At 72.1% G+C, this 25,754-nt stretch carries 23 protein-coding genes; 18 read left to right on the forward strand and 5 right to left on the reverse strand.

Going from position 1 to position 25,754, the window contains the following annotated elements; all coding sequences use genetic code 11:
• The first annotated feature begins 72 nt into the window (after positions 1–72).
• Entirely contained in the window at positions 73–1,272 is a 1,200-nt protein-coding gene (locus TR49_RS20835) for a PucR family transcriptional regulator (protein ID WP_042383705.1), read from the forward strand.
• A gap of 9 nt (positions 1,273–1,281) precedes the next feature.
• Here the strand turns inward: TR49_RS20835 and TR49_RS20840 are convergent, their stop codons facing one another.
• Positions 1,282–1,914 (reverse strand): TIGR03085 family metal-binding protein, encoded by a 633-nt coding sequence (locus tag TR49_RS20840; protein WP_042383706.1) that lies wholly within the window; start codon positions 1,912–1,914, stop codon positions 1,282–1,284.
• A 149-nt stretch (positions 1,915–2,063) separates the two neighbouring features.
• On the opposite strand from TR49_RS20840, the gene TR49_RS20845 reads away from it, so the two are divergent.
• Positions 2,064–2,981, forward strand: coding sequence for a CAP domain-containing protein (locus tag TR49_RS20845; RefSeq protein ID WP_052434477.1), 918 nt, complete (start codon positions 2,064–2,066; stop codon positions 2,979–2,981).
• Between the two features lie 61 nt (positions 2,982–3,042).
• Here the strand turns inward: TR49_RS20845 and TR49_RS20850 are convergent, their stop codons facing one another.
• The gene (locus TR49_RS20850) at positions 3,043–4,758 is read right to left on the reverse strand and encodes a carbohydrate binding domain-containing protein (RefSeq protein WP_042383708.1); all 1,716 of its coding nucleotides are present in this window, start codon (positions 4,756–4,758) and stop codon (positions 3,043–3,045) included.
• 129 nt (positions 4,759–4,887) lie between these two features.
• Positions 4,888–5,445 (reverse strand): hypothetical protein, encoded by a 558-nt coding sequence (locus tag TR49_RS20855; RefSeq protein WP_152627377.1) that lies wholly within the window; start codon positions 5,443–5,445, stop codon positions 4,888–4,890.
• 65 nt (positions 5,446–5,510) lie between these two features.
• Between TR49_RS20855 and hisI the strand changes: the two genes are divergently transcribed.
• The 11 genes from hisI to TR49_RS20910 all read left to right on the forward strand — a co-directional run bounded on the left by hisI (position 5,511) and on the right by TR49_RS20910 (position 14,390).
• Positions 5,511–5,888: a phosphoribosyl-AMP cyclohydrolase gene (hisI, locus tag TR49_RS20860; RefSeq protein WP_042383712.1), complete on the forward strand. Its 378-nt coding sequence runs from the start codon at positions 5,511–5,513 to the stop codon at positions 5,886–5,888.
• Positions 5,889–5,932: 44 nt separating this feature from the next.
• Complete coding sequence (locus tag TR49_RS20865) at positions 5,933–7,519, forward strand: anthranilate synthase component I (RefSeq protein ID WP_042383714.1); 1,587 nt, start codon at positions 5,933–5,935, stop codon at positions 7,517–7,519.
• The gene (locus tag TR49_RS20870; RefSeq protein WP_236653465.1) at positions 7,516–8,238 is read left to right on the forward strand and encodes a TIGR02234 family membrane protein; all 723 of its coding nucleotides are present in this window, start codon (positions 7,516–7,518) and stop codon (positions 8,236–8,238) included. Before TR49_RS20865 ends, TR49_RS20870 begins: the two co-directional genes overlap by 4 nt.
• 72 nt (positions 8,239–8,310) lie before the next feature.
• Entirely contained in the window at positions 8,311–8,559 is a 249-nt protein-coding gene (locus TR49_RS20875) for an HGxxPAAW family protein (RefSeq protein ID WP_042383715.1), read from the forward strand.
• Between the two features lie 118 nt (positions 8,560–8,677).
• Positions 8,678–9,118 carry a DUF2752 domain-containing protein gene (locus TR49_RS20880; protein WP_042383716.1) on the forward strand — a complete coding sequence of 147 codons (441 nt, stop codon included), beginning with the start codon at positions 8,678–8,680 and terminating at the stop codon, positions 9,116–9,118.
• 158 nt (positions 9,119–9,276) lie between these two features.
• Complete coding sequence (gene trpC, locus TR49_RS20885) at positions 9,277–10,083, forward strand: indole-3-glycerol phosphate synthase TrpC (RefSeq protein WP_042383717.1); 807 nt, start codon at positions 9,277–9,279, stop codon at positions 10,081–10,083.
• A 40-nt stretch (positions 10,084–10,123) separates the two neighbouring features.
• The gene (trpM, locus tag TR49_RS20890; RefSeq protein ID WP_174501593.1) at positions 10,124–10,306 is read left to right on the forward strand and encodes a tryptophan biosynthesis modulator TrpM; all 183 of its coding nucleotides are present in this window, start codon (positions 10,124–10,126) and stop codon (positions 10,304–10,306) included.
• Positions 10,307–10,397: 91 nt separating this feature from the next.
• Positions 10,398–11,648: a tryptophan synthase subunit beta gene (trpB, locus tag TR49_RS20895; protein ID WP_042383720.1), complete on the forward strand. Its 1,251-nt coding sequence runs from the start codon at positions 10,398–10,400 to the stop codon at positions 11,646–11,648.
• Positions 11,645–12,454 (forward strand): tryptophan synthase subunit alpha, encoded by an 810-nt coding sequence (trpA, locus tag TR49_RS20900; protein ID WP_042383722.1) that lies wholly within the window; start codon positions 11,645–11,647, stop codon positions 12,452–12,454. Before trpB ends, trpA begins: the two co-directional genes overlap by 4 nt.
• Positions 12,455–13,003: 549 nt before the next feature.
• Complete coding sequence (locus TR49_RS20905; protein WP_236653466.1) at positions 13,004–13,453, forward strand: MauE/DoxX family redox-associated membrane protein; 450 nt, start codon at positions 13,004–13,006, stop codon at positions 13,451–13,453.
• A gap of 58 nt (positions 13,454–13,511) precedes the next feature.
• Positions 13,512–14,390 (forward strand): DsbA family protein, encoded by an 879-nt coding sequence (locus tag TR49_RS20910; RefSeq protein WP_042383724.1) that lies wholly within the window; start codon positions 13,512–13,514, stop codon positions 14,388–14,390.
• Between the two features lie 49 nt (positions 14,391–14,439).
• Here the strand turns inward: TR49_RS20910 and TR49_RS20915 are convergent, their stop codons facing one another.
• Entirely contained in the window at positions 14,440–15,084 is a 645-nt protein-coding gene (locus TR49_RS20915) for a response regulator (protein ID WP_042383726.1), read from the reverse strand.
• Positions 15,081–16,436 carry a sensor histidine kinase gene (locus TR49_RS20920; protein WP_369405331.1) on the reverse strand — a complete coding sequence of 452 codons (1,356 nt, stop codon included), beginning with the start codon at positions 16,434–16,436 and terminating at the stop codon, positions 15,081–15,083. The genes TR49_RS20915 and TR49_RS20920 overlap by 4 nt, the downstream gene beginning before the upstream one ends.
• A gap of 158 nt (positions 16,437–16,594) precedes the next feature.
• Here TR49_RS20920 and TR49_RS20925 point away from each other — a divergent pair, with 158 nt between their 5' ends.
• The 5 genes from TR49_RS20925 to TR49_RS20945 all read left to right on the forward strand — a co-directional run bounded on the left by TR49_RS20925 (position 16,595) and on the right by TR49_RS20945 (position 25,627).
• On the forward strand, positions 16,595–17,668 hold the full coding sequence (locus TR49_RS20925; RefSeq protein WP_042383727.1) for an ABC transporter permease: 1,074 nt from the start codon (positions 16,595–16,597) through the stop codon (positions 17,666–17,668).
• Positions 17,665–18,348 (forward strand): ABC transporter ATP-binding protein, encoded by a 684-nt coding sequence (locus TR49_RS20930; protein WP_042383729.1) that lies wholly within the window; start codon positions 17,665–17,667, stop codon positions 18,346–18,348. The genes TR49_RS20925 and TR49_RS20930 overlap by 4 nt, the downstream gene beginning before the upstream one ends.
• Before the next feature lie 117 nt (positions 18,349–18,465).
• A complete protein-coding gene (locus tag TR49_RS20935) occupies positions 18,466–19,188 on the forward strand; it encodes a VIT1/CCC1 transporter family protein (protein ID WP_042383816.1) in 723 nt (240 codons plus the stop codon).
• Positions 19,189–19,638: 450 nt separating this feature from the next.
• On the forward strand, positions 19,639–24,153 hold the full coding sequence (gene gltB, locus TR49_RS20940) for a glutamate synthase large subunit (RefSeq protein ID WP_042383818.1): 4,515 nt from the start codon (positions 19,639–19,641) through the stop codon (positions 24,151–24,153).
• Positions 24,146–25,627 (forward strand): glutamate synthase subunit beta, encoded by a 1,482-nt coding sequence (locus TR49_RS20945; protein ID WP_042383730.1) that lies wholly within the window; start codon positions 24,146–24,148, stop codon positions 25,625–25,627. Before gltB ends, TR49_RS20945 begins: the two co-directional genes overlap by 8 nt.
• Positions 25,628–25,754 lie beyond the last annotated feature (127 nt).

Genomic DNA, 25,754 nt, shown 5'->3' on the forward strand with positions numbered 1-25,754 from the left:
TATTGACCAGCCGGTAACATCGCCGCATACTGACCAGTAACGTCGGCGGGGGGGCAACGAGGGAGCAGGCTTTTGAGCGGCCCGTGGAGCGCCCTGCCCAGAGGGCTCGCGGCAGAACTGCGCAGGGAGCAGCAGACGATCGCCGTGGAAATCATCGGGGAGATCAGGAAGCAGGTCCCGGAATTCTCCCGGCCGCTCGCCGGGCAATTCGGCGCGGGAATCCAGCACGGAGTCGAGACCGCGCTCGCGGAATTCACCGAACTGATCGAGGGTGCGCGGAGCGAGAATCCGGAACGCATGCGCGTGTACCGCGCGCTCGGCCGCGGCGAGCTCGCCGAGGGCCGCAGCCTCGACGCGCTGCAGGCCGCCTACCGGCTCGGCGCCCGCGTCGCCTGGCGCCGCTACGCGCGCGTGGCCCGACGGGTCGGGCTCGGCACCGAACAGCTGGTGGTGCTGGCGGAGGCGATCTTCGCCCATATCGACGAGCTGGCCGCCGCCTCCGTCCAGGGCTACGCCCGCGCCCAGGCCGACGAGGCCGGGGCGCTCGGACGTTCCCGCTCGCACCTGCTGACCCTGCTGGCCCGCGGCGGCGCCCGCGCCGAACTCGAGACCGCCGCCGACCTCGCCGACTGGCCGCTGCCCTGGGAGCTGTGCGCCGTCGCGCTCGCTCCGGAGGCCGCCTCGCGGCCGTCGGGCGGCCGAAGACCGGGCCTGCCCGATCTGGTGCTTGCCGAACTGCACGGCCCGGAGCCGTGGTTGGTGATACCCGAACCCGATCTCTACCTACGCGACGGCCAGGTCCGCGCCCTGCTGGAGGCGCGCGGCGCGGTCATCGGCCCGACCGTCCCGCCCGAGCAGGCCGGCGACTCGCTGCGCTGGGCCCGCACCCTGCGTGCCCGCCCGCCCCGCACGGCCGAGGGCCCGGTCGACGGCGAGACCCACCTCGCCGCACTGCTGCTGCTCGCCGACCCGGCCCTGGTCCGCCTGATCGCCGCACGAAGACTGCGCCCGCTGGACGAACTGACGCCCAAGCAGCGCCGCCGCCTCGGTGACACCCTGCTCGCCTGGCTGCAGTCCGACCGCGGCAGCGCGCCGGATGTGGCCGCGCGGCTCGGCATCCACCCGCAGACCGCGCGCCAGCGCCTCCACCAGGTGCAGCGCATCTTCGGCCCCGCGCTCGCCGACGCCGACGTCCGCTTCGAGCTCGAGATCGCGCTCCGCGCCCGCGACGGCGAGTGGGACGGCCCTGGGGAAAGCCGTGGGGAAGGCTGAAGACCTGCTTCAGATACCGAACTTCGCCTCGCGCACCTGCGCGACGGCGTCCTGCGGTCCGTCGTACTCGACGTGCGCCTCGGCCTGACGTCCCATCATGAACAGCAGCAGCTCGCCAGGTTCTCCGGTCACCGTGACGACCGGCGCGCCCTTGCGGGCCACCGCGGTCTGCCCGTCGGGTCGTCGCAGCACCAGGCCGACCGGCGACCGCCGGCCGTTCAGGCGGGCCGATGCCGCCAGCCGCTTCCACAGGTACTCGCTCAGCTCCTCGTCCAGCACCCGTGGCGACCAGCCCGGTTGGGCGCGCCGCACGTCCTCGCCGTGGACGAAGAACTCCACGGTGTTCCCCGCGTCCTCCGCGCCGGGCAGTCGGAACGGCGAATAGGCGGGCGGCCCCACCCGGATCGCCTCGACCAGCTCCGGGTAGGGCTTGGCCGCGTACTCCGCCTGCACCCGTTCCAGCCGCGCAGCCAGCGGCTTGATCAGGATGCCACCGGCGGCGTCCGGACGCCGTTCCCGGACGACCACGTGCGCGGCGAGGTCCGTGGTCCGCCAGCCCTCACAGAGCGTGGGCGCGTCCGGTCCGACGCCCTCCAGCAGATCAGCCAGCAACAGGCGCTCACGCCGCCCCAGATTCGACATGAACCAAGCCTAGAGCGATCCTCCGGCGATGGGGCGGTTCGGGCATCGGGCGGCTGTCGCGGATTCGATCGTCATTTTGTGTGACCTGTCGCCGCGGTGACGAGTCTCCGATGTGACAGGCCGAAACCGGACCGACGACGGAGGCACGCATGGACTGGCAGATGGACGAGCGGGGACCCGAGACGACCGAGTGGCGGGCGCCCGGGCCGCGCACCGGTCGCCGGGCGGAGCAGGGACGCGCGGCGCACGCCGGGAGCCGGCACCGCAAACGGTCGCGCTGGTCCTTCACCCCGCTGGTGATCGCCGCCGCCGTCGTCGGGTCGGGCGCGGTCGGGGCGGTCGCGCTGTACCCGGCGGCGTCCCACAGCCCGGTCGACAACCCGCAGGCCGCCCCCGCGGTGAGCGCGGCCGCGGTCGACTCGGCCGTCGGCACGTCCCCGGCGGCGCCGGGCGCCGGGGCGGCGTCGCCGTCCGCGTCGCCGACGCCGTCGGTCCGGCCGACCCCGAAGCACAGCCCCAAGCCGAGCCCGAAGGCGAGCTCCGGGTCGAGCCGGTCCACGGGGGCGCCGAACCCGGGTCCGTCCAGTCCGCAGACGCCCGCCGGGGGTGGCGGCTCCGGCCCGGTCGCCTCGGGCCCCGGCTCCTCCTACGCCGTCCAGCAGGTGCTCGCGGTGATCAACGAGGCCCGTGCCCAGGCCGGTCTGCCCGCCTACACCCTCACCAGCGGCCTCACCTCCAGCGCCGGAGCGCACAACGCGGTGATGATGGGCGGCTGCGGCCTCTCCCACCAGTGCCCCGGCGAGGCCGACCTCGGCACGCGGATCACGAACGCCGGCGTGCACTGGGGCGCGTGCGGCGAGAACATCGGCGAGGGCGGCCCCATGGCGGACACCGACGCGGCGATAGCCCAGATGGCCGTCGGCCTCACCCGGAGCATGCTGGCGGAGCAGCCGCCGAACGACGGCCACCGCCGCAACATCCTGAGCAGCTCGTTCCGCCACATCGGCATCGTGGTGCAGCGGACCGCCTCGGGCACGGTCTACATGACGCAGGACTTCTCGGACTGAACGCGATGCGCCGGTGCCCGGCCGCCGAAGCGGCCGGGCACCGGCGTGACCCTGCAGCCCGCTAGCCGACCGAGAAGTCGTCCGCGTACACGTTGCCCTGGCCGTACCAGCCGTGGACGTAGACGGTGACCGCGCCGCTGGAGCCGGTGGTGAAGGAGACCGTCAGCTGGTTCCAACTACTCCTGTTGGACCAGGTACTGGCGCTCGCGCCACCGCTGACGCCGACGTAGGCGTACGGGCCCTGGACCCAACCGGTCAGCGTGTAGCTGTGGTTGGGCTGGAGGGTGACGCTCTGGTCGCACTCGCCGGTGGTGCTGGACGAGGGGGTGACCTGGAGCGCGTGGCTGCCCGAGTGGACGGGGGAGGAGACCACGGCGCTGCCGGACTGGCAGGTCCACGGGCTGAGGCTGCCACTCTCGAAGCCGGTGTTGGTCAGCGAGCCGCCGCCACCACCGCCGCCACCACCGCCGGAGGAGGTGACGGTGAGCGAGTAGGTCGCGGTGTGGCTGCCCGAGGCGGCCGTGCCGGTCACGGTGATCGGGTAGGTGCCCGCGGCCACCGAGGAGCCGACGGTGGCCGTCAAGGTGGAGCTGCCGCCGGAGGTGACGGAGCTCGGGCTGAACGAGACGCTGACGCCGGACGGCGCGCCGGAGGCGGCGAGGGCCACGCTCTCGGCGCTGCCCGCGGTCACGGCCGTGGCGACGGACGCGCTCGCGCTGCCACCCTGGGCGACGGACGCGGAGCCGGGCGAGAGGGACAGCGAGAAGTCACTGCTGCTGCCGCCACCGCCGCCGCCCGAGCTGCCCTCGTACGGCACGAAGGCGTCGGTGAAGGCGAGGCTGCTCTGGCTGATCTCGCTGCAGGTGGACAGCGAGTTGGCACTGCCGCTGCACGCCTGGTCGCGGTCGACGGACCAGAAGGCCAGCCGGCCCACACCGTGCTGCGCGGCGAAGTTCTCCACCGTCTGCGCGTCGGCGAGGGTGAAGGTCGAGCCGTCGTCGTTCTTGCCGATCATCGGCGTGATGCCGAGGTTGGCGTAGGTGTAGCTCGGGTCCACGGACTGCATCTGCGCGAGCGTGGCCTGCGCGGCGGAGACCGCACCCTGGCCCATCTCGGTGCTGCTGCCCGCGTAGTAGTCCATGGTCATGATGTTGACCACGTCGATCTTGATCCCGGCGTTCTTCGCCGCCTTGAGGATGTTGACGCCGTCGCCGGTCAGGCCGCTCGCCAGCACCGGCAGCGTCATGGAGAACTGAAGGCCCGGGTTGGACGCCTTGAGGTCCTTCATGGCCTGCATCTGGCGGGCCGCAGAGGCGGTGTCGGCGACGGCCGCGCCCTCGACGTCGAAGTCGAGCTGGTTGACGCCGTAGTCGTTGATGATGGCCTGGTAGCCGGCGTCGATGCTGCTCTGGGTGGTGCAGGTCCAGGCGAGCGGTTCGCCGCTGGCGCCGCCGGAGGAGATGATCACCGAGGCGCCCTCGGACTTCGCCTTGGCGATCTCCGGGTCGGTGTAGGAGTCGGCGCCGATGGGCAGGGTGTCGCCCCAGATCTGGTTGCAGCCCTCGCCGAGCACGAAGGCGGCGGTGTAGGCCTTGAGGTGGTGACCGGTGACCGCCGTGTCGAGCATGCCCTCCTGGCCGTTCGACATGTCGACGTACGGTGCCACGGAGTAGACGCTCGTCGCGGCGGAGCTGCTGGTGGGGGCCAGCACGCCGACCGCTCCGGCGGTGGCGAGCGCGAGCGCGCACGCTGAGCCGGTGAGTCTCGCCAAGCGCATGACAGTGATCCCTTCGGGGATGCCCCAAGGGTGCGGGGGTGTGGGGGAGTCCGTGCGTCCAGGCCTGGCGGGTCTACGAAACAGCGTTCATGAGTCCGCGTCAATAGGACTAGACCAACTCTCCCTCGCTCAGTGCCGGAGCGGCGCTGTCAGCTTCCGTGAACCTTGGTAACTTCCGCCGGAAAGCGCGCAGGTGACGGTGTGTCGCCCACCCTTGTACTCGGCCAGGCTCGGATAGAGCTGGTAGTACTGGAGCTCCGTCACGCTCTGCTTCTTGAAGGCGGCGGCGTTCAGCGGCTCGCACAGCTCCAGCGACTTCTGCAGGATCGCCGGGTAGTCGGCCAGACCGTCCGGCAGCGTGGTGAGTTGGGTGACCTCCGCGTCGTGCGGGTCGGTGCAGGAGCGCTTGGCCAGCAGCTTGAGCTGCTTGGAGAACGCCGGCGAGTCGAAGCAGTCGCCCGGCTGCAGCGAGATGTAGGCGAAGGTGTTCGGCAGCGTCGGCGAGGGCGACGGCGAGGGGGCGGCCTTCGACGGGGACGGCGACGACTTCGCCTGCGGCGTCGGGGCCGGTTTCGAGCGCAGCGCGAAGACCAGGACCAGCGCCATCGCCGCGAGCACCGCCACCAGCGTCGCGGCCAGGCCGAAACGAGACCCGCGCAGCCTGCCCAACCCCCCAGAGAGCCCCATGAGGCCAGCATGCCGTCTGCAGACGTGTCCGCGACAGAGTGCGTCACTGTGGTTGCATTGGTCGTATGTCCGCCACACCCGCCGCGCCGAACACCACCGAGCTCGACCCGGCGATCGCCGCCCGCCTCAAGCGCGACGCCCACGGGCTGGTCCCCGCCGTCGCCCAGCAGTACGACACGGGCGAGGTGCTGATGATGGGCTGGATGGACGACGAGGCGCTGCATCGCACCCTCACCACCGGACGCTGCACCTACTGGAGCCGCAGCCGCTCCGAGTACTGGGTCAAGGGCGACACCTCCGGCCACGTCCAGCTGGTCAAGTCCGTGGCCCTGGACTGCGACGGGGACACGGTCCTGGTCAAGGTCGACCAGCTCGGCGCGGCCTGCCACACCGGCGACCGCACCTGCTTCGACGCCGGCACGCTCCCGGTCACCGGCGGCTGAGGCGTTCCGCCCGGGCCGATGCCCAGCCGCTAGGCTTCCTGGGCATGACCAGCGGCAGCGTCACCCCCGACCTCGACACCTTCCGCAAGCTCGCCGTGGACCGCCGGGTGATCCCGGTGACCCGGCGGCTGCTGGCCGACGGGGACACGCCCGTCGGCGTCTACCGCAAGCTCGCGGGGGAGCGGCCGAACACCTTCCTGCTGGAGAGCGCCGAGCAGGGCCGCCACTGGTCGCGCTACTCCTTCGTCGGTGTCCGCAGCAGCGCCCAGCTCACCGTCGACGCCGAGGGCGACGCCCGCTGGCTCGGCACCCCGCCCGTCGGCGTGCCCACCACGGGCGACCCGCTCCAGGTGCTGCGTGCCACCATCGAGGCCCTGCGCGGCCCGCGCGACCTGCACGCGGGCGGCGAGCTGCCGCCGTTCACCGGCGGCCTGGTCGGCTACCTCGGCTACGACATCGTCCGGCGCCTGGAGCGGCTGCCCGAGATCGCCCCGGATGACCTGAGGCTGCCCGAGCTCACCATGCTCTTCGCCGACGACGTCGCCGTCCTCGACCACACCGACGGAACGGTGCTGCTGATCGCCAACGCGGTCAACCGCGACGACCAGCCCACCGGCGTCGACGCCGCCTGGGCCGACGCCGTGGCCCGGCTCGACCGGATGACCGACGACCTGGCCCGGCCGACCGAGGCCGGAGCCGCCGTGCTCACCCCCGTCGCCGCCGTGGACGCGGTCTCTCCGTTCGGCGGCGCGCCCTACCGGGCCGCCGTCGAGGCGGTGAAGGAGAAGATCCGGGCCGGCGAGGCCTTCCAGGTGGTCCCCTCGCAACGCTTCGAGGTCGACTGCCCGGCGAGCGCGCTGGACGTCTACCGGGTGCTGCGCACCACCAACCCCAGCCCCTACATGTACCTGTTCCGCTTCGGCGCCCCCGGCCCGGACGCGGAGCCGTTCGACGTCGTCGGCTCCAGCCCCGAGGCGCTGGTCAAGGTCGAGGACGGCGAGGCGATGGTGCACCCCATCGCCGGCACCCGCCCGCGCGGCGCCACGCCCGAGCGCGACGCGGAGCTCGCCGCCGAGCTGCTCGCGGACCCGAAGGAGCGCGCCGAGCACCTGATGCTGGTCGACCTGGGCCGCAACGACCTCGGCCGGGTCTGCGCGCCGGGCAGCGTCGAGGTGGTCGACTTCATGACCGTCGAGCGCTACAGCCACGTCATGCACATCGTCTCCACCGTCACCGGCCGGGTCGCCCAGGGCCGCACCGCCTTCGACGTGCTGACCGCCTGCTTCCCCGCCGGAACGCTGTCCGGGGCGCCCAAGCCGCGTGCGATGCAGATCATCGAGGAGCTGGAGCCCACCCGCCGCGGCCTGTACGGCGGCTGCGTCGGCTACTTCGACTTCGCCGGCGACTCCGACACGGCCATCGCCATCCGCACCGCGCTGATCCGCGAAGGAAGGGCCTACGTCCAGGCGGGCGCGGGCGTCGTCGCCGACTCCGACCCCGAGAGCGAGGACACGGAGTGCCGCAACAAGGCAGCCGCCGTGCTCCGCGCCGTCGCCGCCGCGGCGACCCTGCGTCCGGCGGCGACCCTGCGTCCGGGCGACGCGGCGGCGCAGGGCACACTGGAGCGGTGAGCCCCGAGCAGACCGCAGCAGCGCAGACCGCAGCAGAGCAGACCGCCGACGAGCCCGCCGCCGACGGGCAGATCGCGGAGCAGCCGCCCGCGGCCGCCGCCGCGGGCACGTCGTGGCGTCGCACGCTCGCGGTGACGCTGCTGCTCTCGGTGGTGGGGGCGACGCTGCTGCTGGTCGCGGCCGGTCAGACCTGGGTCTCCGGCACCGTCCAGGCCCAGGGCGCGACCAGGGCCGTCACCGCCCACGGCAGCGAGGTCAGCGGCGTCCCGAGCGCGATGGCGCTGGTCGCCCTCGCCTCGGTGGTCGCCGTGTTCGCGGTGCGCGGCAAGGCGCGCCGGGTGCTGGGCGGCCTGGTGGCGCTGGCCGGCGCGGGCGCGGTCTTCGCCGCGACGTCCGCGCTCGGCTCGGAGACCGGTGCCCTGGACGACAAGGCGGCCCGCTCGGTCGGCCTCACCGAGGTCGCGGTCGGCTCCGTGACGCACTCGGCCTGGCCGTGGTTCGCCGCGCTCGGCGGCGTGCTCGTCGTGGCGGCGGGGGCGCTCACCGTGCTGTGCGGCGGCGCCTGGCCGGGCATGTCGGCCCGCTACGACGCCCCGGCCGGCAAGCGGTCCGCCGCCGGGCCGCGCCGTGGTGCGCCGACGTCGGCGCCCGCCTCGCAGGCGACCCCGGCCGACCTGTGGAAGGCCCTGGACCGGGGCGAGGACCCCACTGCGAGCTGAGCTCGCCGATACGGGACAATGGAGTGGAAGAACTCTCCCCGGGCGGGAGAGTCCCAGATCTAGGAGCAGTTAATGTCGGCAAACGCCCACGGACACACCGTCGCCGCCTGGACCGGTGTCACCGTCTCCTTCGTCGGTTTCATGCTGGCCGCCGTGGCGATGGTCTACTCGGTTCCGGTCCTCGTCATCATCGGCCTGGTCGTGGCCGCCGCCGGCGCCGTCGTCGGCAAGCTGATGTCGGCCGCCGGCTTCGGCAAGAAGCCGTCCGACCACGCGCTGCCGACCGCCAAGGACACGGTCTCCACCAGCGTCTCGGCCTGATCCCGGCGCTCCTTCTCGCGGCTGCTCGCGGCTCTGCGGCCATGCGCTCGCGGAGAGTTCTTCCGACACGGCGGCGCGCCCTTCCGGGACGCCGCCTGTTCGGTACCAGAATCGGGTCGTGACAGCCGCCCCAGGCTCCCGCGACGCCGTCAGCGCCCCCGGTGCCACGGCGTCGGCCCGCGTCCCGCTCGGACTGCTCGGCCTCGGCGCGGCGGCGACGGCCTATGTCGGCGCCGTGGACCCGAACCGGCCAGGCCACTACCTCACCTGCCCGTTCCTGGCGCTGACCGGCTGGTGGTGCCCCGGCTGCGGGGGACTGCGGGCCGTCCACGCCCTGACCCGCGGGGACCTCGGCGCCGCCCTGCACGACAACGTGCTCGTGGTCGCCCTGTGCGGTTTCACCGCCGGTTTCTGGGGCCTGTGGGCGCTCCGCGCCCTGCGCGGACGCCCGCGTCCGGCCCTGCGCCTGGGCCGTCCGTGGCTGCTGGCGGCGGCCGTCCTCGTCCTCGCGTTCACTCTTGTGCGCAACCTTCCCACCGGGGCTTTTCTGGCTCCGTAAGGCCCCTCGGGCTGTCCGGGGAGCGAGACCGGCGGCCTCTCGATTCAGGTTCCACGCGGCCGGACGGATACCATCGATCCAGGTCATCGACAGACAGGCTTCCGAGAGACGCCGGATTGTGCGAGACCACCAACCGACCCGACGAATGGGGGCCCCGAGTGACCGTGCTCGACGAGATCATCGCCGGAGTCCGTGAGGACCTCGCCGAGCGTCAGGCCCGGGTCTCGCTCGACGAGCTCAAAGAGCTCGCGGCCAAGGCCCCCGAGGCCAAGGACGGCGTGGCCGCGCTCGGCGGCGAGGGCGTCTCGGTCATCTGCGAGGTCAAGCGCTCCAGCCCGTCCAAGGGCGCGCTGGCGGCGATCGCCGACCCCGCTGCCCTGGCCCGCGACTACGCTGCCGGAGGCGCCGCCGCGATCTCCGTCCTGACCGAGCAGCGCCGTTTCGGCGGCTCGCTGGCCGACCTCAAGGCGGTCCGTGCGGCGGTCGACACCCCGCTGCTGCGCAAGGACTTCATCGTCACCTCGTACCAGCTCTGGGAGGCCCGCGCCTACGGCGCCGACCTGGCCCTGCTGATCGTCGCGGCGCTGGACCAGGAGGCCCTGGTCTCCCTGATCGAGCGGGCTGAGTCCATCGGCCTCACCCCGCTGGTCGAGGTCCACGACGAGGAGGAGATCGCCCGCGCGGTCGACGCCGGCGCGCGGATCATCGGCGTGAACGCCCGCAACCTGAAGACCCTCGAGGTCGACCGCAACACCTTCGCCAACGTGGCCCACGCGATCCCGTCGCACATCGTGAAGGTCGCCGAGTCGGGCGTGCGCGGCCCCCACGACCTGATCGCCTACGCCAACGACGGCGCGAACGCGGTCCTGGTCGGTGAGTCCCTGGTCACGGGCAAGGACCCGAAGGCCGCCGTCGCCGACCTCGTCGCCGCGGGCGCCCACCCGGCCCTGCGGCACGGCCGGTAGTCACACATCACGCCCCACGCGCCACGCTAGGATCGGACACGTGACCTTCGACGCCCTCCACCAGCCCGGCTACGCCGGTCTGCAGCGCGGCTGCAAGCCGCGCGGGTGTCGCGCGCCCGCTCGACGGGTCCTCGGACGCCGCGTGCGGTACGTGATCGGCTCCGAGCCGGGCCAGGTTCCCGGGCGGCGATGGCAGCGCACGCGCAGCGCCGCGCACCGCTGAGACGATGGTCTGACCGGACGATCGCCTCGGTACGGGTGCGCCGCTTCGCGTACGCCTGCCCACGTCCGTTCACATCCCTGAGGGAACACCCATGTCCGACGTGACATCCGTCCCCGACGCGCGCGGCTACTTCGGCGCGTTCGGTGGTCGCTTCATCCCGGAGGCGCTCGTCGCCGCCGTCGAGCAGGTCGCCGACGAGTACGAGAAGGCCAAGGCCGACCCGGCGTTCGCGGCCGAGCTGAACACCCTGCTCAAGGACTACACGGGCCGCCCGAGCCCGCTCAGCGACGTCCGCCGCTTCTCCGCGGAGGCCGGCGGCGCCCGGATCCTGCTCAAGCGCGAGGACCTCAACCACACCGGCTCGCACAAGATCAACAACGTGCTGGGCCAGGCGCTGCTCACCCGGCGCATGGGCAAGACCCGCCTGATCGCCGAGACCGGCGCGGGCCAGCACGGTGTCGCGACCGCGACCGCCGCCGCGCTCTTCGGCATGGACTGCACCATCTACATGGGCGAGGTCGACACCCAGCGCCAGGCGCTGAACGTCGCCCGGATGCGCATGCTCGGCGCCGAGGTCGTGCCGGTGAAGTCCGGCAGCCGCACCCTGAAGGACGCCATCAACGAGGCGTTCCGCGACTGGGTGGCCAACGTCGACTCCACCCACTACCTCTTCGGCACCGTAGCCGGGCCGCACCCGTTCCCGATGATGGTCCGCGACTTCCACCGCGTCATCGGCCAGGAGGCCCGCGCGCAGGTGCTGGAGCGCACCGGCAAGCTGCCGGACGCCGTCGTCGCGTGCGTCGGCGGCGGGTCCAACGCGATGGGCGTGTTCTACGACTTCATCCCGGACGCCGACGTGCGCCTGGTCGGCATCGAGGCGGCCGGCGAGGGCGTGGAGACGCCGAGGCACGCGGCCACGCTCACCAAGGGCGACCCGGGCGTGCTGCACGGCTCGCGCACCTACGTGCTGCAGGACGAGGACGGGCAGACGATCGAGTCGCACTCGATCTCCGCCGGTCTGGACTATCCGGGCGTCGGCCCCGAGCACGCGTACCTGAAGGACTCCGGCCGCGCCGAGTACCGGCCGTGCACGGACGCGGACGCGATGAACGCGCTGCGGCTGCTCTCCCGCACGGAGGGCATCATCCCGGCCATCGAGTCCTCGCACGCGCTGGCCGGCGCCCTGGAGCTGGGCCGTGAGCTCGGCCCGGACGCCGTCATCCTGGTGAACCTCTCCGGTCGCGGGGACAAGGACATGCACACCGCCGCCCAGTACTTCGGGCTGCTGGACGACGACGCGACCTCCGACGACCAGACCGACGCTGCTGGTGGTGCCAAGTGACGAACGCCCTGCTGGACCAGACGCTCGCCGCCGCGAAGGCTGAGAACCGCGCGGCCCTGATCGGCTACCTGCCGGCCGGCTTCCCGACCATCGCGGGCGCCGCACAGGCGGTGCAGGCGCTGATCGACGGTGGCGCGGACGTCGTCGAGATCGGCCTGCCGCACAGCGACCCGGTGCTGGACGGGGCGACCATCCAGACCGCCGACGACATCGCGCTGCGGGGCGGCGTGCGGACCAAGGACGTGCTGGAGACCATCCGCACCGTCACCGCCGCCAACCCGACCGTCCCGGTGCTCTGCATGACGTACTGGAACCCGGTCGACCGGTACGGGCAGGCGCGCTTCGCCGCCGACCTGGCGGCGGCCGGCGGCGCGGGCTGCATTCTGCCGGACCTGCCCGTCGAGGAGGCCGACGAGTGGCTCGCCGCGGCCGCCGAGCAGGGCCTGGCGACGGTCTTCGTCGTGGCGCCGTCCAGCCGTGACGAGCGGCTGGCGGTCATCACCGCCAAGGGCACCGGCTTCGTCTACGCGGCGGCCGTCATGGGCGTGACCGGCACCCGCACCCAGGTCGGCGAGCTGGCCGAGGACCTGGTCGCACGCACCCGGGCCACCACCGAGCTGCCCGTCTGCGTGGGCCTCGGCGTCTCCAACGCCGTGCAGGCGGCGGAGGTGGCCGCCTTCGCGGACGGCGTGATCGTCGGCTCGGCCTTCGTCCAGCGGATCCTCGACGCGGCCTCGCCGGAGGCGGGCTACGCGGCGGTCCGCGAGCTCACCGCAGAGCTCGCGCAGGGCGTGCGCAAGCGCTGAGGCGCACTCGGAAAGGCTTCTTGCGAGGGGGCGTGGACTTCGGTCCGCGCCCCCTTCGTGCTGCCGGGTGTGCACGCGCGGCTGGGGTCGGTGCAGCGCGAACTGATCGCCCGTCAGTAGCCGCGTGTCCACCACGCGCTCGCGTCCTCACCCGGCGAACGCGTGCCCGACTCCGGTGCCGTGGCCGCGGTCGCCACAGGGCGCGCATCGCTCCCCCACGAGGGCGTTCACCCGGCGCACGAGGGCGTTCACCCGACGATCGCCCGTCGGCCCGGGCTGCGCGCGTACCCGGACCGGAGCCGACGGCGTTCGGCTGCGGGGTGCGCGCGCTCTACTGGAAGCCGTGGGTCGGCAACCGGCAAGGTCGGCCTGTCGGCGCATCCGAAGCTGCTTGACGACCCGTCCGCGCTCCGGCGCCAGGTCCGGCGCCATGTGGAGAATGCTGCGAATCGCGGAGAATGACGCATGCCCGTTAAGGAACATAAGGCAGGATTGCTCCCAAATGACCGGTCCGGGCGAGGAGCGCCCGGAGCAGGGAGGGGGACCGCCGTGGCGGCCTGGATCGGCACGGCCGTGCGCATCGGCCTGGCGATCGTGTGGGCCTGGGCGGGGCTGGCGAAGATCTCCGATCCGCAGGCGGCGGCGCAGGCCGTGCGGGTCTACCGGATCCTGCCTGAGACGCTGGTCAAGCCGTTCGGCTATGGCCTGCCGTTCCTCGAGCTCGCGGTTGCGCTGCTGCTCCTGGTCGGCCTCGGGACGCGGATCGCCGCGATCGTCTCGGGGCTGCTGCTGCTCGTCTACATCGCCTCGATCGCCTCGGTCTGGGCCCGCGGGATCTCCATCGACTGCGGCTGCTTCGGCGGCGGCGGCGCGGTGGCCGCCTCGCAGACCCAGTACTGGCAGGAGATCCTCCGCGACTGCGGCTTCCTGCTGCTGTCGGGCTGGCTGATCCTGCGCCCGAAGACGCGGCTGTCGCTCGACGGCTGGCTGGCCGCATGACCCGACGGCCGGGGCGGATCCCGGCCGATGTCAACAGTCCGACAGAACAGAAGATCTGATGAGCACTAAGAACGAGGTCGGCAAGCGCAGCGCGCGCGAGCGCATGCAGGAGGAGCGCGCCAGGGAAGAGGCCGCGGCCCGCAAGAAGCGCCAACTCGCTGTCATTGTCACCACCCTGGTCGTCATCGCGGCGGCGGTCGTGATCGGCATCGTGGTGCAGAACGGCCGCTCCAGCAGCTACAGCGCCGCCACCGACGCGCCCGGCGGGACCGTCGGCAACACCAGGCTGCTGATCCCCGTGGGCGGGACCGCCGCGCCGAGCACGGTCACCATCTACGAGGACCCGCGCTGCCCGGCCTGCGAGCAGTTCGAGACCGCCATGAAGACCACCATCAACCAGCTGCTGGCTCAGGGCAAGATCCAGATCCAGTACCACATCGCCTCGTTCATCGACCGCCACGACAGCGGCAAGGGGTCGAAGAACGCCGCGAACGCGCTGGCCTGTGCCCAGAACGTCGGCCGCTTCCACGACTACCACGACGTCCTCTACGCCAACCAGCCGCAGGAGACGGACGACGCCTGGGCGGACAGGTCCATCCTGATCAGCCTGGCCAAGCAGGTGCCAGGCCTCGATTCGCCGAGCTTCGAAGCCTGCGTCAACAACAACACCTACGGCAGCTGGGTGACGGCGGTCCAGTCGGACTTCGACAAGTCGGGCTACAACTCGACACCGACGGTGCTGCTCAACGGCACCCCGGCGTACCCGACCTACAACAGCAAGGACATCTCGCCGGCCAACTTCACCACGTGGGTGGACAACGCCAACAAGGGCAAGCCGCTCGCGACGATGCCCTCCGCCAGTGCCGAGGCGCTGGCCTCGCCCACGGCCCACAACAACCCGCCCGCGTCCGGGGCTGCGAGCGCCGGGCACTCCTGACCCGAGACCCGAGGCGCTCCCTGCGGGGCTGATCCGGCCGCCCGGCCGTCTACCGGGCCCGGATCAGCCCCGTCTGCATGGCCGCGGCGATCGCCGAGGTGCGGCTGTCGACACCCAACTTGTCGTAGATGTGCACGAGATGGGTCTTCACCGTGGCCTCGCTGATGAAGAGCCGCTTGGAGATCTGCCGGTTGGGCAGGCCCTCGGCGAGCAGCTCCAGGATCTCCAGCTCACGCGGCGACAGCACCGGCCGCCCGGGGCGGGAGCGGCCCAGCAGCCGGGCCGCGACGGGTGGCGCCAGCACCGTGTCGCCCTTGGCCGCAGCGCGGATCGCCGAGGCCAGCTCCTCCGGCGGGGCGTCCTTGAGCAGGTAGCCCGTCGCACCGGCCTCGACGGCGGAGAGGATGTCCGCGTCCGTGTTGTAGGTGGTGAGGATCAGCACCGCCGGGGCGTCGGGCAGCGCGGTGATCCGCCGGGTGGCCTCCACGCCGTGCATGCCGGAACCCATCTGCAGGTCCATCAGCACCACGTCGGGGCGGGGACGGCCCTCGGCCGCGAGGTGCTCCAGCAGGCGCAGCGCCTCGGCGCCGTCGGCGGCCTCACCGACCGGCTCCAGCTCGGGCAGTTCCTCCAGTAGGGCCCGCAGGCCGCGCCGGACGACTGGGTGGTCGTCGACCAGGACGACGGTGATCACGAGGCGCGCTCCACCGGGTGGGGCCGGACGGGCGTGGGCGGCCCGGCGGGCCCGGCGGGCGTGGGAGCCGCCGCGGTCGGGGCCTGGACGGGGTCCTGGACCGGGGCTCGGACCGGGGCTTGGACGGGGGCGCTGTCGACGGCGGAAGCGGGGACCGACGGGCCGTGCAGCGGAATGGCGGCGGCGACGGCCGTGCCCTCGCCCGGAGCGGACTCGATCGTCAACGTGCCGCCGAGCTCGGCGATCCGCTCTCGCATGCCGTGCAGGCCGAAGCGCGGCCCGCCCGACGCACCCGCCGTACCCGCCGCAGCCTCGGGCGCGTCGGGAGCGAAGCCGACGCCGTCGTCGAAGACGTCGAGGGTCACCTGGTCGTCGAGGTAGGCGAGGGTGACCGCGGCCCGCTCGGCGCGGGCGTGGCGCTGCACGTTCGCCAGCGCCTCCTGGGTGAGCCGCAGCAGGGCCACCTCCGTCTCGACCGGCAGCGGGTAGGGCTCTCCATCGACCTGGAAGGCGACCCGGGGGACGGGGCCGCAGCCGGCGGTGACCCGGCGCAGCGCCTCCGGCAGCGTGGCGTCCTGGAGCGACGGCGGGGTCAGTGCGGCCACGAAGCGGCGTGCCTCGGTCAGGTTCTCCCCGGCGGTGGCGCCGATCTCGCGCACCCGCTCGGCCGCCGAGTCCGCCCCCGCGGGCAGCGCCGACTCCGCCGAGCGGGCCAGCAGCACGATGGAGGACAGCCCCTGGGCGAGCGTGTCGTGGATCTCCCGGGCCAGCCGGGCGCGCTCCGCCAGGCGGCCGGCCTCGCGCTGCGACTCGGCCAGCTCGTCCCGGGTGCGGACCAGGTCGTCGATCAGGGCCTGACGACGGCGGCTCTCCCGGTACAGGCCCGCGTAGCCGTAGGCGGTGAGCACCGCGACCGCGGCGCCCGCGCACGGCCCTATCACCTTGGCCGCTGTCAGCCCGCCGGAGGTGGTGGCCTGGGCCGCGATGACCACGCCGGTCAGCAGCGCGACCGAGGGCAGCGACCAGCGCGGCGGCAGCAGGTGCAGGTAGAGGAAGTAGAGCGGGAAGGCCACGTATCCGGCGCCGGGGGACTCCGCAGCCAGGGCCACCCACAGGACGGTGACGGCCGCCAGCCAGAGCACGGCGTCCCGCCGGGTGGACTCCGGCCGGGCGAAGAACCCGCCGAAGGCGTAGGTGGCGCCGAGCGCCGCGCCCAGCACCCAGGACGTGACGCCGCCGCCGACGCAGCCGATGACCAGCAGCACGTAGAACATGGCATGCAGGGCGACCCGCATCACCCGGAGGGCGGGCATCCGCGCCGGGTCGTGCTGTGTGGGGAGAGTGCTGGTCACGGCATCGACCCTACGTCCCGGTACAGACGTCCGGAGCCGCCCGGCCATCAACCTTTCGGTTGATTCGGAACCCATCCTCTCCCTGATGGAACACTTCCTTTCGCGGACGAGTGTGGAGGACGACAGATGGTCCGTCCCCGTTTCCGAGGAGTCTCCCCGTGTTCGTCGCCCTGCGTGACATCCGCTTCGCCAAGGGGCGCTTCGCCCTGATGGGTGCGGTCGTCACGCTCATCACCACGCTGGTGGTCTTCCTGTACGGCCTCACCGGCGGCCTCGCCTCGGCCGCCTCGTCCTCGATCGCGCAGCTGCCGGCGAAGGACGTCGTCTTCGGCGCTCCGCAGGGCGCCGCTCCCGAGGTGTCGTTCAGCAACAGCGGGGTCAGCCCCCAGCAGGAGCAGGCCTTCGCCGACGCACCGGGCATCGGCAGGGTCGAGTCCTTCGGCGTGGCCATGTCCCGGCTCACCGGCGACAGCGGCGCCACCTCGGTCAGCGTGTTCGGAGCGCCGGCGGATCTGCTGCCGCCCGTCGTCTCGGGCGCGGCCCCGCAGGCCGGGCAGGTTGCGGTCGGTCAGAAGGTCGCGGATGACAGCAAGCTGCACGTCGGGGCCGAGGTGTCCGTGGGCGGCCGGACGCTGACCGTCTCGGCGATCACCGCGGACCGCTCCTACGCCCACGCGCCCAGCGTCTGGACCACCTCCGCCACCTGGGCCGAGGTCACCGGCGCCAGGCAGCCCAACGCCCTTGCGGTCGACCCGGGTTCCGCCGACCTTGCCGCGCTCGACAAGGCGCAGAACACCGAGACGGTCTCCCGCGACGCGGCCCTCGCCGGGATCGACGGGTACGCGGCCGAGCAGGGCAGCCTGCAGATGATCCAGGGCTTTCTCTTCGCCGTCAGCGCGCTCGTCGTCGGGGCCTTCTTCACGGTGTGGACGGTGCAGCGCAAGGCCGACATCGCAGTGCTGAAGGCCGTCGGCGCGTCCAGCGGCTACCTGATCCGCGACGCTCTGGCCCAGGCCGTGGCCATGTTGGCGGCCGGAGCCTTGACCGGGGCCCTGATCGGCTTCGCGGGCGGCGCGGTGCTCGGCGGCAGCGGCATGCCGTTCACCCTCGGCGCGGCGACGGTGGCCGTCCCGGTCGTCGTCATGGTCCTGCTGGGCCTCGCCGGCGCGGCCCTCGCCGTCCGTCGCATCACCTCCGTCGACCCGCTGACCGCGCTGGGAGCCAACCGATGAGCCTGCTCCTCTCCGAAGTCGTCCTCACCTACCCCGACGGAGACCGTCGCCTGACCGCGCTGGACGGAGTCTCCCTGGAGGTCGCTCCCGGCGAGTTCACCGCCGTCGTCGGCCCTTCCGGTTCCGGGAAGTCCAGCCTGCTCGCCGTGGCGGCCACGCTGCTGACGCCCGATTCGGGCCGGGTCCTGATCGGCGGCCAGGACGCCGCCGCGCTGAACGACAAGCAACGGACGGCGCTGCGGCGGGACCGCATCGGGATCGTTTTCCAGCAGTCCAACCTGCTGGCCTCGCTCACGGCGGTGGAGCAGCTCCAGGCCGTCGCGCACCTGCGCGGTGAGAAGCCGCGCGCGGTGGCCTCGCGGGCCGAGAGCCTGCTCGCCTCGGTCGGCCTCACCGACGGCAAGCAGCACCGCCGTCCGCACCAGCTCTCCGGCGGCGAGCGCCAGCGCGTCAACATCGCCCGGGCGTTGTTCGCGGAGCCGTCGGTCCTGCTGGTGGACGAGCCCACCTCCGCCCTCGACCACGAGCGCGGCGAGCAGATCGTCGGCCTGCTGGCGCGGATCACCCGCGAGCACGGCACGGCGACGGTGATGGTCACCCACGACAAGGCGCAGCTCACGGCGGCGGACCGGGTGTTGGAGATGGTCGACGGGCGGCTGGCGGAGGCGGTCGCCGCGTAGTGCCGTCTTAGGCAAGGAATGCCTAACTTCGCAGGTCAGCGCCCTGGTAAGGCAGTCCTGCCTTGCTGGAAACGAAACCGCGGAAGCGTTAACTTCCTCGGCGTGACCACGATGACGATGAGCGCCCAGGACATAGCCGAGACCGCCGAGGCCTACAAGCACGACCACCGTGACGTGAACGGCGGTTGGCTCCGCCCGGCGGTCTTCGGCGCGATGGACGGCCTGGTGTCCAACTTCGCGCTCATGTCCGGTGTCGTCGGCGGCAGCGCGAACCACAGCGTGATCGTGCTGACGGGCCTCGCCGGGCTTGCGGCGGGCGCGTTCTCCATGGCCGCGGGGGAGTACACCTCGGTCGCCTCGCAGGGCGAGATGGTCCAGGCGGAGCTGGCGCTGGAGCGGCGTGAGCTCGAGCGCAACCCGCAAGAGGAGCTGGCCGAGCTGGCGCAGCTGTACGTCGAGCGCGGAGTCGAGCCGAAGCTGGCCTTCGAGGTGGCCCAGCAGCTCAGCGCGGACCCGGAGCGAGCGCTCGAGGTGCACGCCCGCGAGGAGCTGGGCATCGATCCGGACGACCTGCCGTCGCCGCTGGTCGCCGCGGTCTCCTCGTTCACCGCCTTTGCGCTGGGCGCGCTGCTCCCGCTGCTGCCGTATCTCCTCGGCGCCACCTCGCTGCTGCCGGCGGTGGCCGTCGCGGCGGTGGGCCTGTTCGCGGCCGGCGCGGTGGTCAGCAAGGTGACGGCGCGCAGCTGGTGGTTCTCGGGCCTGCGCCAGCTGGTGCTGGGCGGGGCCGCGGCGGGAGTGACCTTCCTGCTCGGCCACCTGATCGGCGGACACATCGGCTGACCGCCGCCCTCGCCCTCCAGCCCTGTGGGTCACGTCTACCTCATGCGCCTGACCAGGCACGAGGTGGTGTTACTCACACAGTGCAATTGCATGAACCCCCTGTTTCGCGAGCGCGGCGATCGGGCAGACTTGCGAGGACGTCCTAAGACCCCGGACCCGGGGTCGAGGCGGACGTACTCCCACGGGATGTCCTTCACTACGGCCTCCACCCACGGCCGCACGCAGCTGGCTCGTCCACATGATGGACTGAAAAATCCACTGAGTGGAACTCGGGGCATCATGTAACCTGCACGACACGCAATCGCTAAGGGCCAGCGTCGTCCCGGATGCGCATGTGAATTGACCTCCATGCCGATCACGACGACGGGAGAGCCAATGCTGCCTGCGTCTGCGTACCCCGCCCCGCGGCCTTATGCCGCCCTGGCGGACGCACGCCCCGCCAAGCAGGGCCTGTACGACCCCAGCAACGAGCACGACGCCTGCGGCGTCGGCTTCGTCGCCTCGCTCAGCGGTGTCGCTGAGCACCGCATCATCGAGCAGGCGCTCACCGTTCTGCGCAACCTCGAGCACCGCGGAGCCACCGGCTCCGAACCGGACTCGGGTGACGGTGCCGGCATTCTGACTCAGATCCCGCACGCCTTCCTGGCGGCCAAGGCCGCCGAGGCCGGCTTCGAGCTGCCCGAGCAGGGCCGCTACGCCGTGGGCATCGCGTTCCTGCCGGACGACGACGCGGCCGACGCCGCCGCCGTCTCGTCCATCGAGACGATCGCCGCCGAGGAGGGCCTGAAGGTCCTCGGCTGGCGCGACGTCCCGGTCACGCCCGACCTGCTGGGCGCCACCGCGCGCTCGGTCATGCCGCGTTTCCGTCAGCTCTTCGTCACCGACGCCGAAGCGCACAAGACCGGCCTGGAGCTCGACCGGATCGCCTTCGTCGTGCGCAAGCGCGCCGAGCGGGAGAGCGGGATCTACTTCCCCTCGCTGTCCTCGCGCACGATCGTCTACAAGGGCATGCTCACCACCGGGCAGCTGGAGCCGTTCTTCCCGGACCTCTCGGACCGGTCCTTCGCCTCCGCGCTCTGCCTCGTGCACAGCCGCTTCAGCACCAACACCTTCCCGAGTTGGCCGCTGGCGCACCCGTACCGCTTCGTCGCCCACAACGGTGAGATCAACACCGTCAAGGGCAACCGCAACTGGATGACGGCCCGCGAGTCGCAGCTGGCGACCGACCTCATCCCGGGCGACCTCAACCGGATCTTCCCGATCTGCACCCCGGACCACTCCGACACCGCCTCCTTCGACGAGGTGCTGGAGCTGCTCCACCTCGGCGGCCGTTCGCTGCCGCACGCGGTGCTGATGATGATCCCGGAGGCGTGGGAGAACCACGCCACCATGGACCCGGCCCGCCGCGCCTTCTACCAGTTCCACTCGAACCTGATCGAGCCCTGGGACGGCCCGGCCTGCGTCACCTTCACCGACGGCACCAAGATCGGCGCCGTGCTCGACCGCAACGGGCTGCGCCCGGCCCGCTACTGGGTCACCGTCGACGGCCTCGTCGTGCTCGCCTCCGAGGTCGGCGTCCTCGACATCCCGCAGGACCAGGTCGCCCGCAAGGGCCGCCTGCAGCCGGGCCGGATGTTCCTGGTGGACACCGCCGAGGGCCGCATCGTCGACGACGAGGAGATCAAGTCCGCGCTGGCCGCCGAGAACCCCTACGCGGAATGGCTGCACGCCGGCTCGATCAAGCTGGACGCGCTGCCCGAGCGCGAGCACATCGCGCACACCCACGCGTCGGTGACGCGCCGCCAGCAGACCTTCGGCTACACCGAGGAGGAGCTGCGGGTCCTGCTCGCGCCGATGGCCAAGAGCGGCGCCGAGGCGCTCGGCTCGATGGGCACCGACTCGCCCATCGCCGCGCTGAGCTCCAAGCCCCGGCTGCTCTTCGACTACTTCACGCAGCTGTTCGCGCAGGTCACCAACCCGCCGCTGGACGCCATCCGCGAGGAGCTCGTCACCTCGCTCGGCTCCAACCTGGGCCCCGAGGGCAACCTGCTGCACGCCGAGGCCGCCTCCTGCCGTTCCGTCGTCGTGCCCTTCCCGGTCATCGACAACGACGAGCTGGCCAAGCTGATCCACATCAACGCGGACGGCGACCTGCCGGGCCTGAAGGCGGTCACGCTCTCCGGCCTGTACAAGGTCTCCGGCGGCGGCGCGGCCCTGGCCGCCCGCCTGACGGAGATAGCGGCCGAGGCCGACGCGGCGATCGCCGACGGCGCCCGCCTGGTCGTGCTCTCCGACCGCCACTCCGACGCCGAGCACGCGCCGATCCCCTCGCTGCTGCTCACCTCCGCGATCCACCACCACCTGATCCGCACCAAGCAGCGCACCCACGTCGGCCTGATCGTCGAGGCCGGAGACGTGCGCGAGGTGCACCACGTCGCGCTGCTGATCGGTTACGGCGCCGGCGCGGTCAACCCCTACCTGGCCATGGAGTCCGTCGAGGACCTGGTCGCGCAGGGCACCTTCATCACCGGCATCGAGCCGGAGAAGGCGATCCGCAACCTGATCAAGGCGCTGGGCAAGGGCGTGCTGAAGGTGATGTCCAAGATGGGCATCTCCACCGTCGCCTCCTACCGCGGCGCCCAGGTCTTCGAGGCCATCGGCCTCGGCCAGGAGCTGGTCGACGCCTACTTCGCCGGCACGACCACCAAGCTCGGCGGCATCACCCTGGAGGAGATCGCCAAGGAGACCGCCGCCCGCCACGCCCAGGCCTACCCGGCCTCCGGCATCTCCCCGGCGCACCGCCGCCTGGAGATCGGCGGCGAGTACCAGTGGCGCCGCGAGGGCGAGCCGCACCTGTTCGACCCGGACACCGTCTTCCGGCTCCAGCACGCGACCCGCACCAAGCGCTACGACATCTTCAAGCAGTACACCTCGCGCGTGAACGAGCAGTCGGAGCGTCTGATGACGCTGCGCGGCCTCTTCAAGTTCAAGCCGGGCGAGGACCGCGGGCCGATCCCGATCGAGGAGGTCGAGCCGGTCAGCGAGATCGTCAAGCGCTTCTCCACCGGCGCGATGTCCTACGGGTCCATCTCGCTGGAGGCGCACGAGACGCTCGCCGTCGCGATGAACCAGCTGGGCGGCAAGTCCAACACCGGTGAGGGCGGCGAGGACCCGGACCGCCTCTACGACCCGGCCCGCCGTTCCGCGATCAAGCAGGTCGCCTCCGGCCGCTTCGGCGTGACCTCCGAGTACCTGGTCAACGCGGACGACATCCAGATCAAGATGGCGCAGGGCGCCAAGCCCGGCGAGGGCGGCCAGCTGCCCGGCCACAAGGTCTACCCGTGGGTGGCCAAGACCCGGCACTCGACCCCGGGCGTCGGCCTGATCTCTCCGCCGCCGCACCACGACATCTACTCCATCGAGGACCTCGCCCAGCTCATCCACGACCTGAAGAACGCCAACCCGGTCGCCCGCATCCACGTGAAGCTGGTCTCCGAGGTCGGCGTCGGCACGGTCGCGGCGGGCGTCAGCAAGGCCCACGCGGACGTGGTGCTGGTCTCCGGCCACGACGGCGGAACCGGCGCGAGCCCGCTCACCTCCCTCAAGCACGCCGGTGGCCCCTGGGAGCTCGGCCTCGCCGAGACCCAGCAGACGCTGCTGCTCAACGGCCTGCGCGACCGCATCGTCGTGCAGACCGACGGCCAGCTGAAGACCGGCCGCGACGTGGTGATCGCCGCGCTGCTCGGCGCCGAGGAGTTCGGCTTCGCGACCGCCCCGCTGGTGGTCTCCGGCTGCATCATGATGCGCGTCTGCCACCTGGACACCTGCCCGGTCGGCGTCGCCACGCAGAACCCGGTGCTGCGCGAGCGCTTCTCCGGCAAGCCGGAGTTCGTGGTGAACTTCTTCGAGTTCATCGCCGAGGAGGTCCGCGAGATCCTCGCCGAGCTGGGCTTCCGCTCGATCGAGGAGGCCGTCGGCCACGCCGAGTTCATCGACGCGACCGACGCCGTCGACCACTGGAAGGCCAGCGGCCTGGACATCGCCCCGCTGCTGCACGTCCCCGACACGGGCTCCGCCCTGCACCAGACCACCCAGCAGGACCACGGTCTGGACAAGGCGCTCGACAACCAGCTCATCGAGCTGGCCGAGGACGCCCTGGAGCGCGGCAACGCCGTCAAGATCGCGCTGCCGGTCCGCAACGTCAACCGCACCGTCGGCACCATGCTCGGCTACGAGGTGACCAGGCGTTACCGCGGCGAGGGCCTGCCGGAGGGCACCGTCGACGTCACCCTGACTGGCTCGGCCGGTCAGTCGCTGGGCGCCTTCGTGCCGCGCGGCATCACCATCCGCCTCGAGGGCGACGCCAACGACTACGTCGGCAAGGGCCTCTCCGGCGGTGTCGTGATCGTCCGCCCGTCCCGCGACGCCTCCGCCATCGGCGCCGACGCGCAGAGCCACGTGATCGCCGGCAACACCGTCGGCTACGGCGCCACCGCGGGCCGGATCCACCTGCGCGGCAAGGCCGGTGAGCGCTTCGCCGTCCGCAACTCCGGCGCCACCCTGGTCGTCGAGGGGGTGGGCGACCACGGCATGGAGTACATGACAGGCGGCCGCGTCGTCATCCTCGGCGAGACGGGCCGCAACCTCGCGGCCGGCATGTCCGGCGGCATCAGCTACGTCCTCGACCTGCGTCCCGCCAACGTCAACGGCGGCATGGTCGGCATCGAGGCGCCCGACGCGGGCGACCGCGAATGGCTGCGCGAGACCGTCCAGCAGCACTACGAGGAGACCGGCTCCACGGTCGCGGCCGAGCTGCTCGCGGACTGGGGGAGCGGCGTCTCCCGCTTCTCCAAGATCATGCCCACCGACTACAAGGCTGTGCTCGCCGCCAAGGACGCCGCCGAGCGAGACGGGCTCTCCGAGTCCGACACCACCCGGAAGATGATGGAGGCGGCTAATGGCTGACCCGAAGGGCTTCCTCACCACGCCCAAGCAGCTCGCCGAGCGCCGTCCGGTCGCCGACCGCGTCCGCGACTGGAACGAGGTCTACGTCGAGCGGTCGCTGCTGCCCATCATCAGCAAGCAGGCCGGCCGCTGCATGGACTGCGGCATCCCGTTCTGCCACAACGGCTGCCCGCTCGGGAACCTCATCCCCGAGTGGAACGACCTGGCCTGGCGCGACGACTGGAAGGGCGCCAGCGAGCGCCTGCACGCGACCAACAACTTCCCGGAGTTCACCGGTCGCCTCTGCCCGGCCCCGTGCGAGTCGGCGTGCGTCCTCGGCATCAACCAGGACCCGGTGACCATCAAGAACGTCGAGGTCACCATCATCGACAAGGCCTGGGACAACGGCGGCGTCACGCCGCAGGCCCCGGACCGCCTCTCGGGCAAGACCGTCGCGGTCATCGGCTCCGGCCCCTCGGGCCTGGCCGCCGCCCAGCAGCTGACCCGCGCCGGGCACACCGTGGTGGTGTACGAGCGCGCCGACCGCGTCGGCGGCCTGCTGCGCTACGGCATCCCCGAGTTCAAGATGGAGAAGCGCCACGTCAACCGCCGCGTCGAGCAGATGCGCGCGGAGGGCACCCGGTTCCGCACCGGCGTCGAGGTGGGCGTCGACATCACCGGCCGTCAGCTGCGCGAGCGCTTCGACGCGGTGGTCATCGCCGCCGGCGCGACCACGGCCCGCGACCTGAACGTGCCGGGCCGCGAGCTGCACGGCATCCACCAGGCCATGGAGTACCTGCCGCTGGCCAACAAGGTGCAGGAGGGCGACTACGTCGACTCGCCGATCAGCGCCGCGGGCAAGCACGTCGTGGTCATCGGCGGCGGCGACACCGGCGCCGACTGCGTCGGCACCGCGCACCGTCAGGGCGCGGCGTCCGTGACCCAGCTGGAGATCATGCCGCGTCCGGGCGACGACCGTCCGACCGGCCAGCCCTGGCCGACCATGCCGATGGTCTTCAAGGTCACCTCGGCCCACGAGGAGGGCGGTGAGCGGATCTACTCCGTCAACACCACCCACTTCAGCGGGTCCGCCCCCGAAGAGGGACAGGCAGTGGGCAACGTCCAGCAGCTCCACCTGGTTGAGGTAGTGTTCACCGAGGGCCGCTTCGAGCCGGTCCCCGGCACCGAGCGGGCCATTCCGGCCCAGCTGGTCACCCTGGCCATGGGCTTCACGGGCACCGACGTGAAGAACGGCCTGGTCGAGCAGCTCGGTGTGGACCTTGACGCGCGAGGCAACGTCGCCCGCGACAGTCGATTCGCCACCAACGTCGATGGCGTCTACGTGGCCGGTGACGCCGGCCGCGGCCAGTCGCTGATCGTCTGGGCCATCGCCGAAGGCCGCTCCGCGGCCAAGGCGGTCGACTCCTACCTCTCGGGCCGCGCCTCCACGCTGCCCTCCCCGATCCGCCCGACGGACCGCCCGCTGACGGTCTGACGAGCAAGTACGTCCGCGTGGCCTGCAACGGCGCCGGATCGCACGCGGCGAACCAAGAAAGCGGCACCCGCCCCCTGTCCCCGACCAAGTTCGGGGGGCTGGTGCCGTTGTTCGTCTCCGGCGGGGC

Source organism: Streptacidiphilus melanogenes, assembly GCF_000787835.1.
Taxonomy (GTDB): domain Bacteria; phylum Actinomycetota; class Actinomycetes; order Streptomycetales; family Streptomycetaceae; genus Streptacidiphilus; species Streptacidiphilus melanogenes.

What these genes read in the sequence shown, in the direction of transcription:
- TR49_RS20850 (WP_042383708.1), bottom strand. Translation starts at nt 4,758, where the DNA reads ATGCGCTTGGCGAGACTCACCGGCTCAGCGTGCGCGCTCGCGCTCGCC.
- TR49_RS20930 (WP_042383729.1), top strand. Translation starts at nt 17,665, where the DNA reads ATGAGCCTGCTCCTCTCCGAAGTCGTCCTCACCTACCCCGACGGAGAC.
- TR49_RS20865 (WP_042383714.1), top strand. Translation starts at nt 5,933, where the DNA reads ATGACCAGCGGCAGCGTCACCCCCGACCTCGACACCTTCCGCAAGCTC.
- TR49_RS20945 (WP_042383730.1), top strand. Translation starts at nt 24,146, where the DNA reads ATGGCTGACCCGAAGGGCTTCCTCACCACGCCCAAGCAGCTCGCCGAG.
- trpB (WP_042383720.1), top strand. Translation starts at nt 10,398, where the DNA reads ATGTCCGACGTGACATCCGTCCCCGACGCGCGCGGCTACTTCGGCGCG.
- TR49_RS20875 (WP_042383715.1), top strand. Translation starts at nt 8,311, where the DNA reads ATGTCGGCAAACGCCCACGGACACACCGTCGCCGCCTGGACCGGTGTC.
- TR49_RS20855 (WP_152627377.1), bottom strand. Translation starts at nt 5,445, where the DNA reads ATGGGGCTCTCTGGGGGGTTGGGCAGGCTGCGCGGGTCTCGTTTCGGC.
- TR49_RS20935 (WP_042383816.1), top strand. Translation starts at nt 18,466, where the DNA reads ATGAGCGCCCAGGACATAGCCGAGACCGCCGAGGCCTACAAGCACGAC.
- TR49_RS20845 (WP_052434477.1), top strand. Translation starts at nt 2,064, where the DNA reads ATGGACTGGCAGATGGACGAGCGGGGACCCGAGACGACCGAGTGGCGG.
- TR49_RS20910 (WP_042383724.1), top strand. Translation starts at nt 13,512, where the DNA reads ATGAGCACTAAGAACGAGGTCGGCAAGCGCAGCGCGCGCGAGCGCATG.
- TR49_RS20840 (WP_042383706.1), bottom strand. Translation starts at nt 1,914, where the DNA reads ATGTCGAATCTGGGGCGGCGTGAGCGCCTGTTGCTGGCTGATCTGCTG.
- hisI (WP_042383712.1), top strand. Translation starts at nt 5,511, where the DNA reads ATGTCCGCCACACCCGCCGCGCCGAACACCACCGAGCTCGACCCGGCG.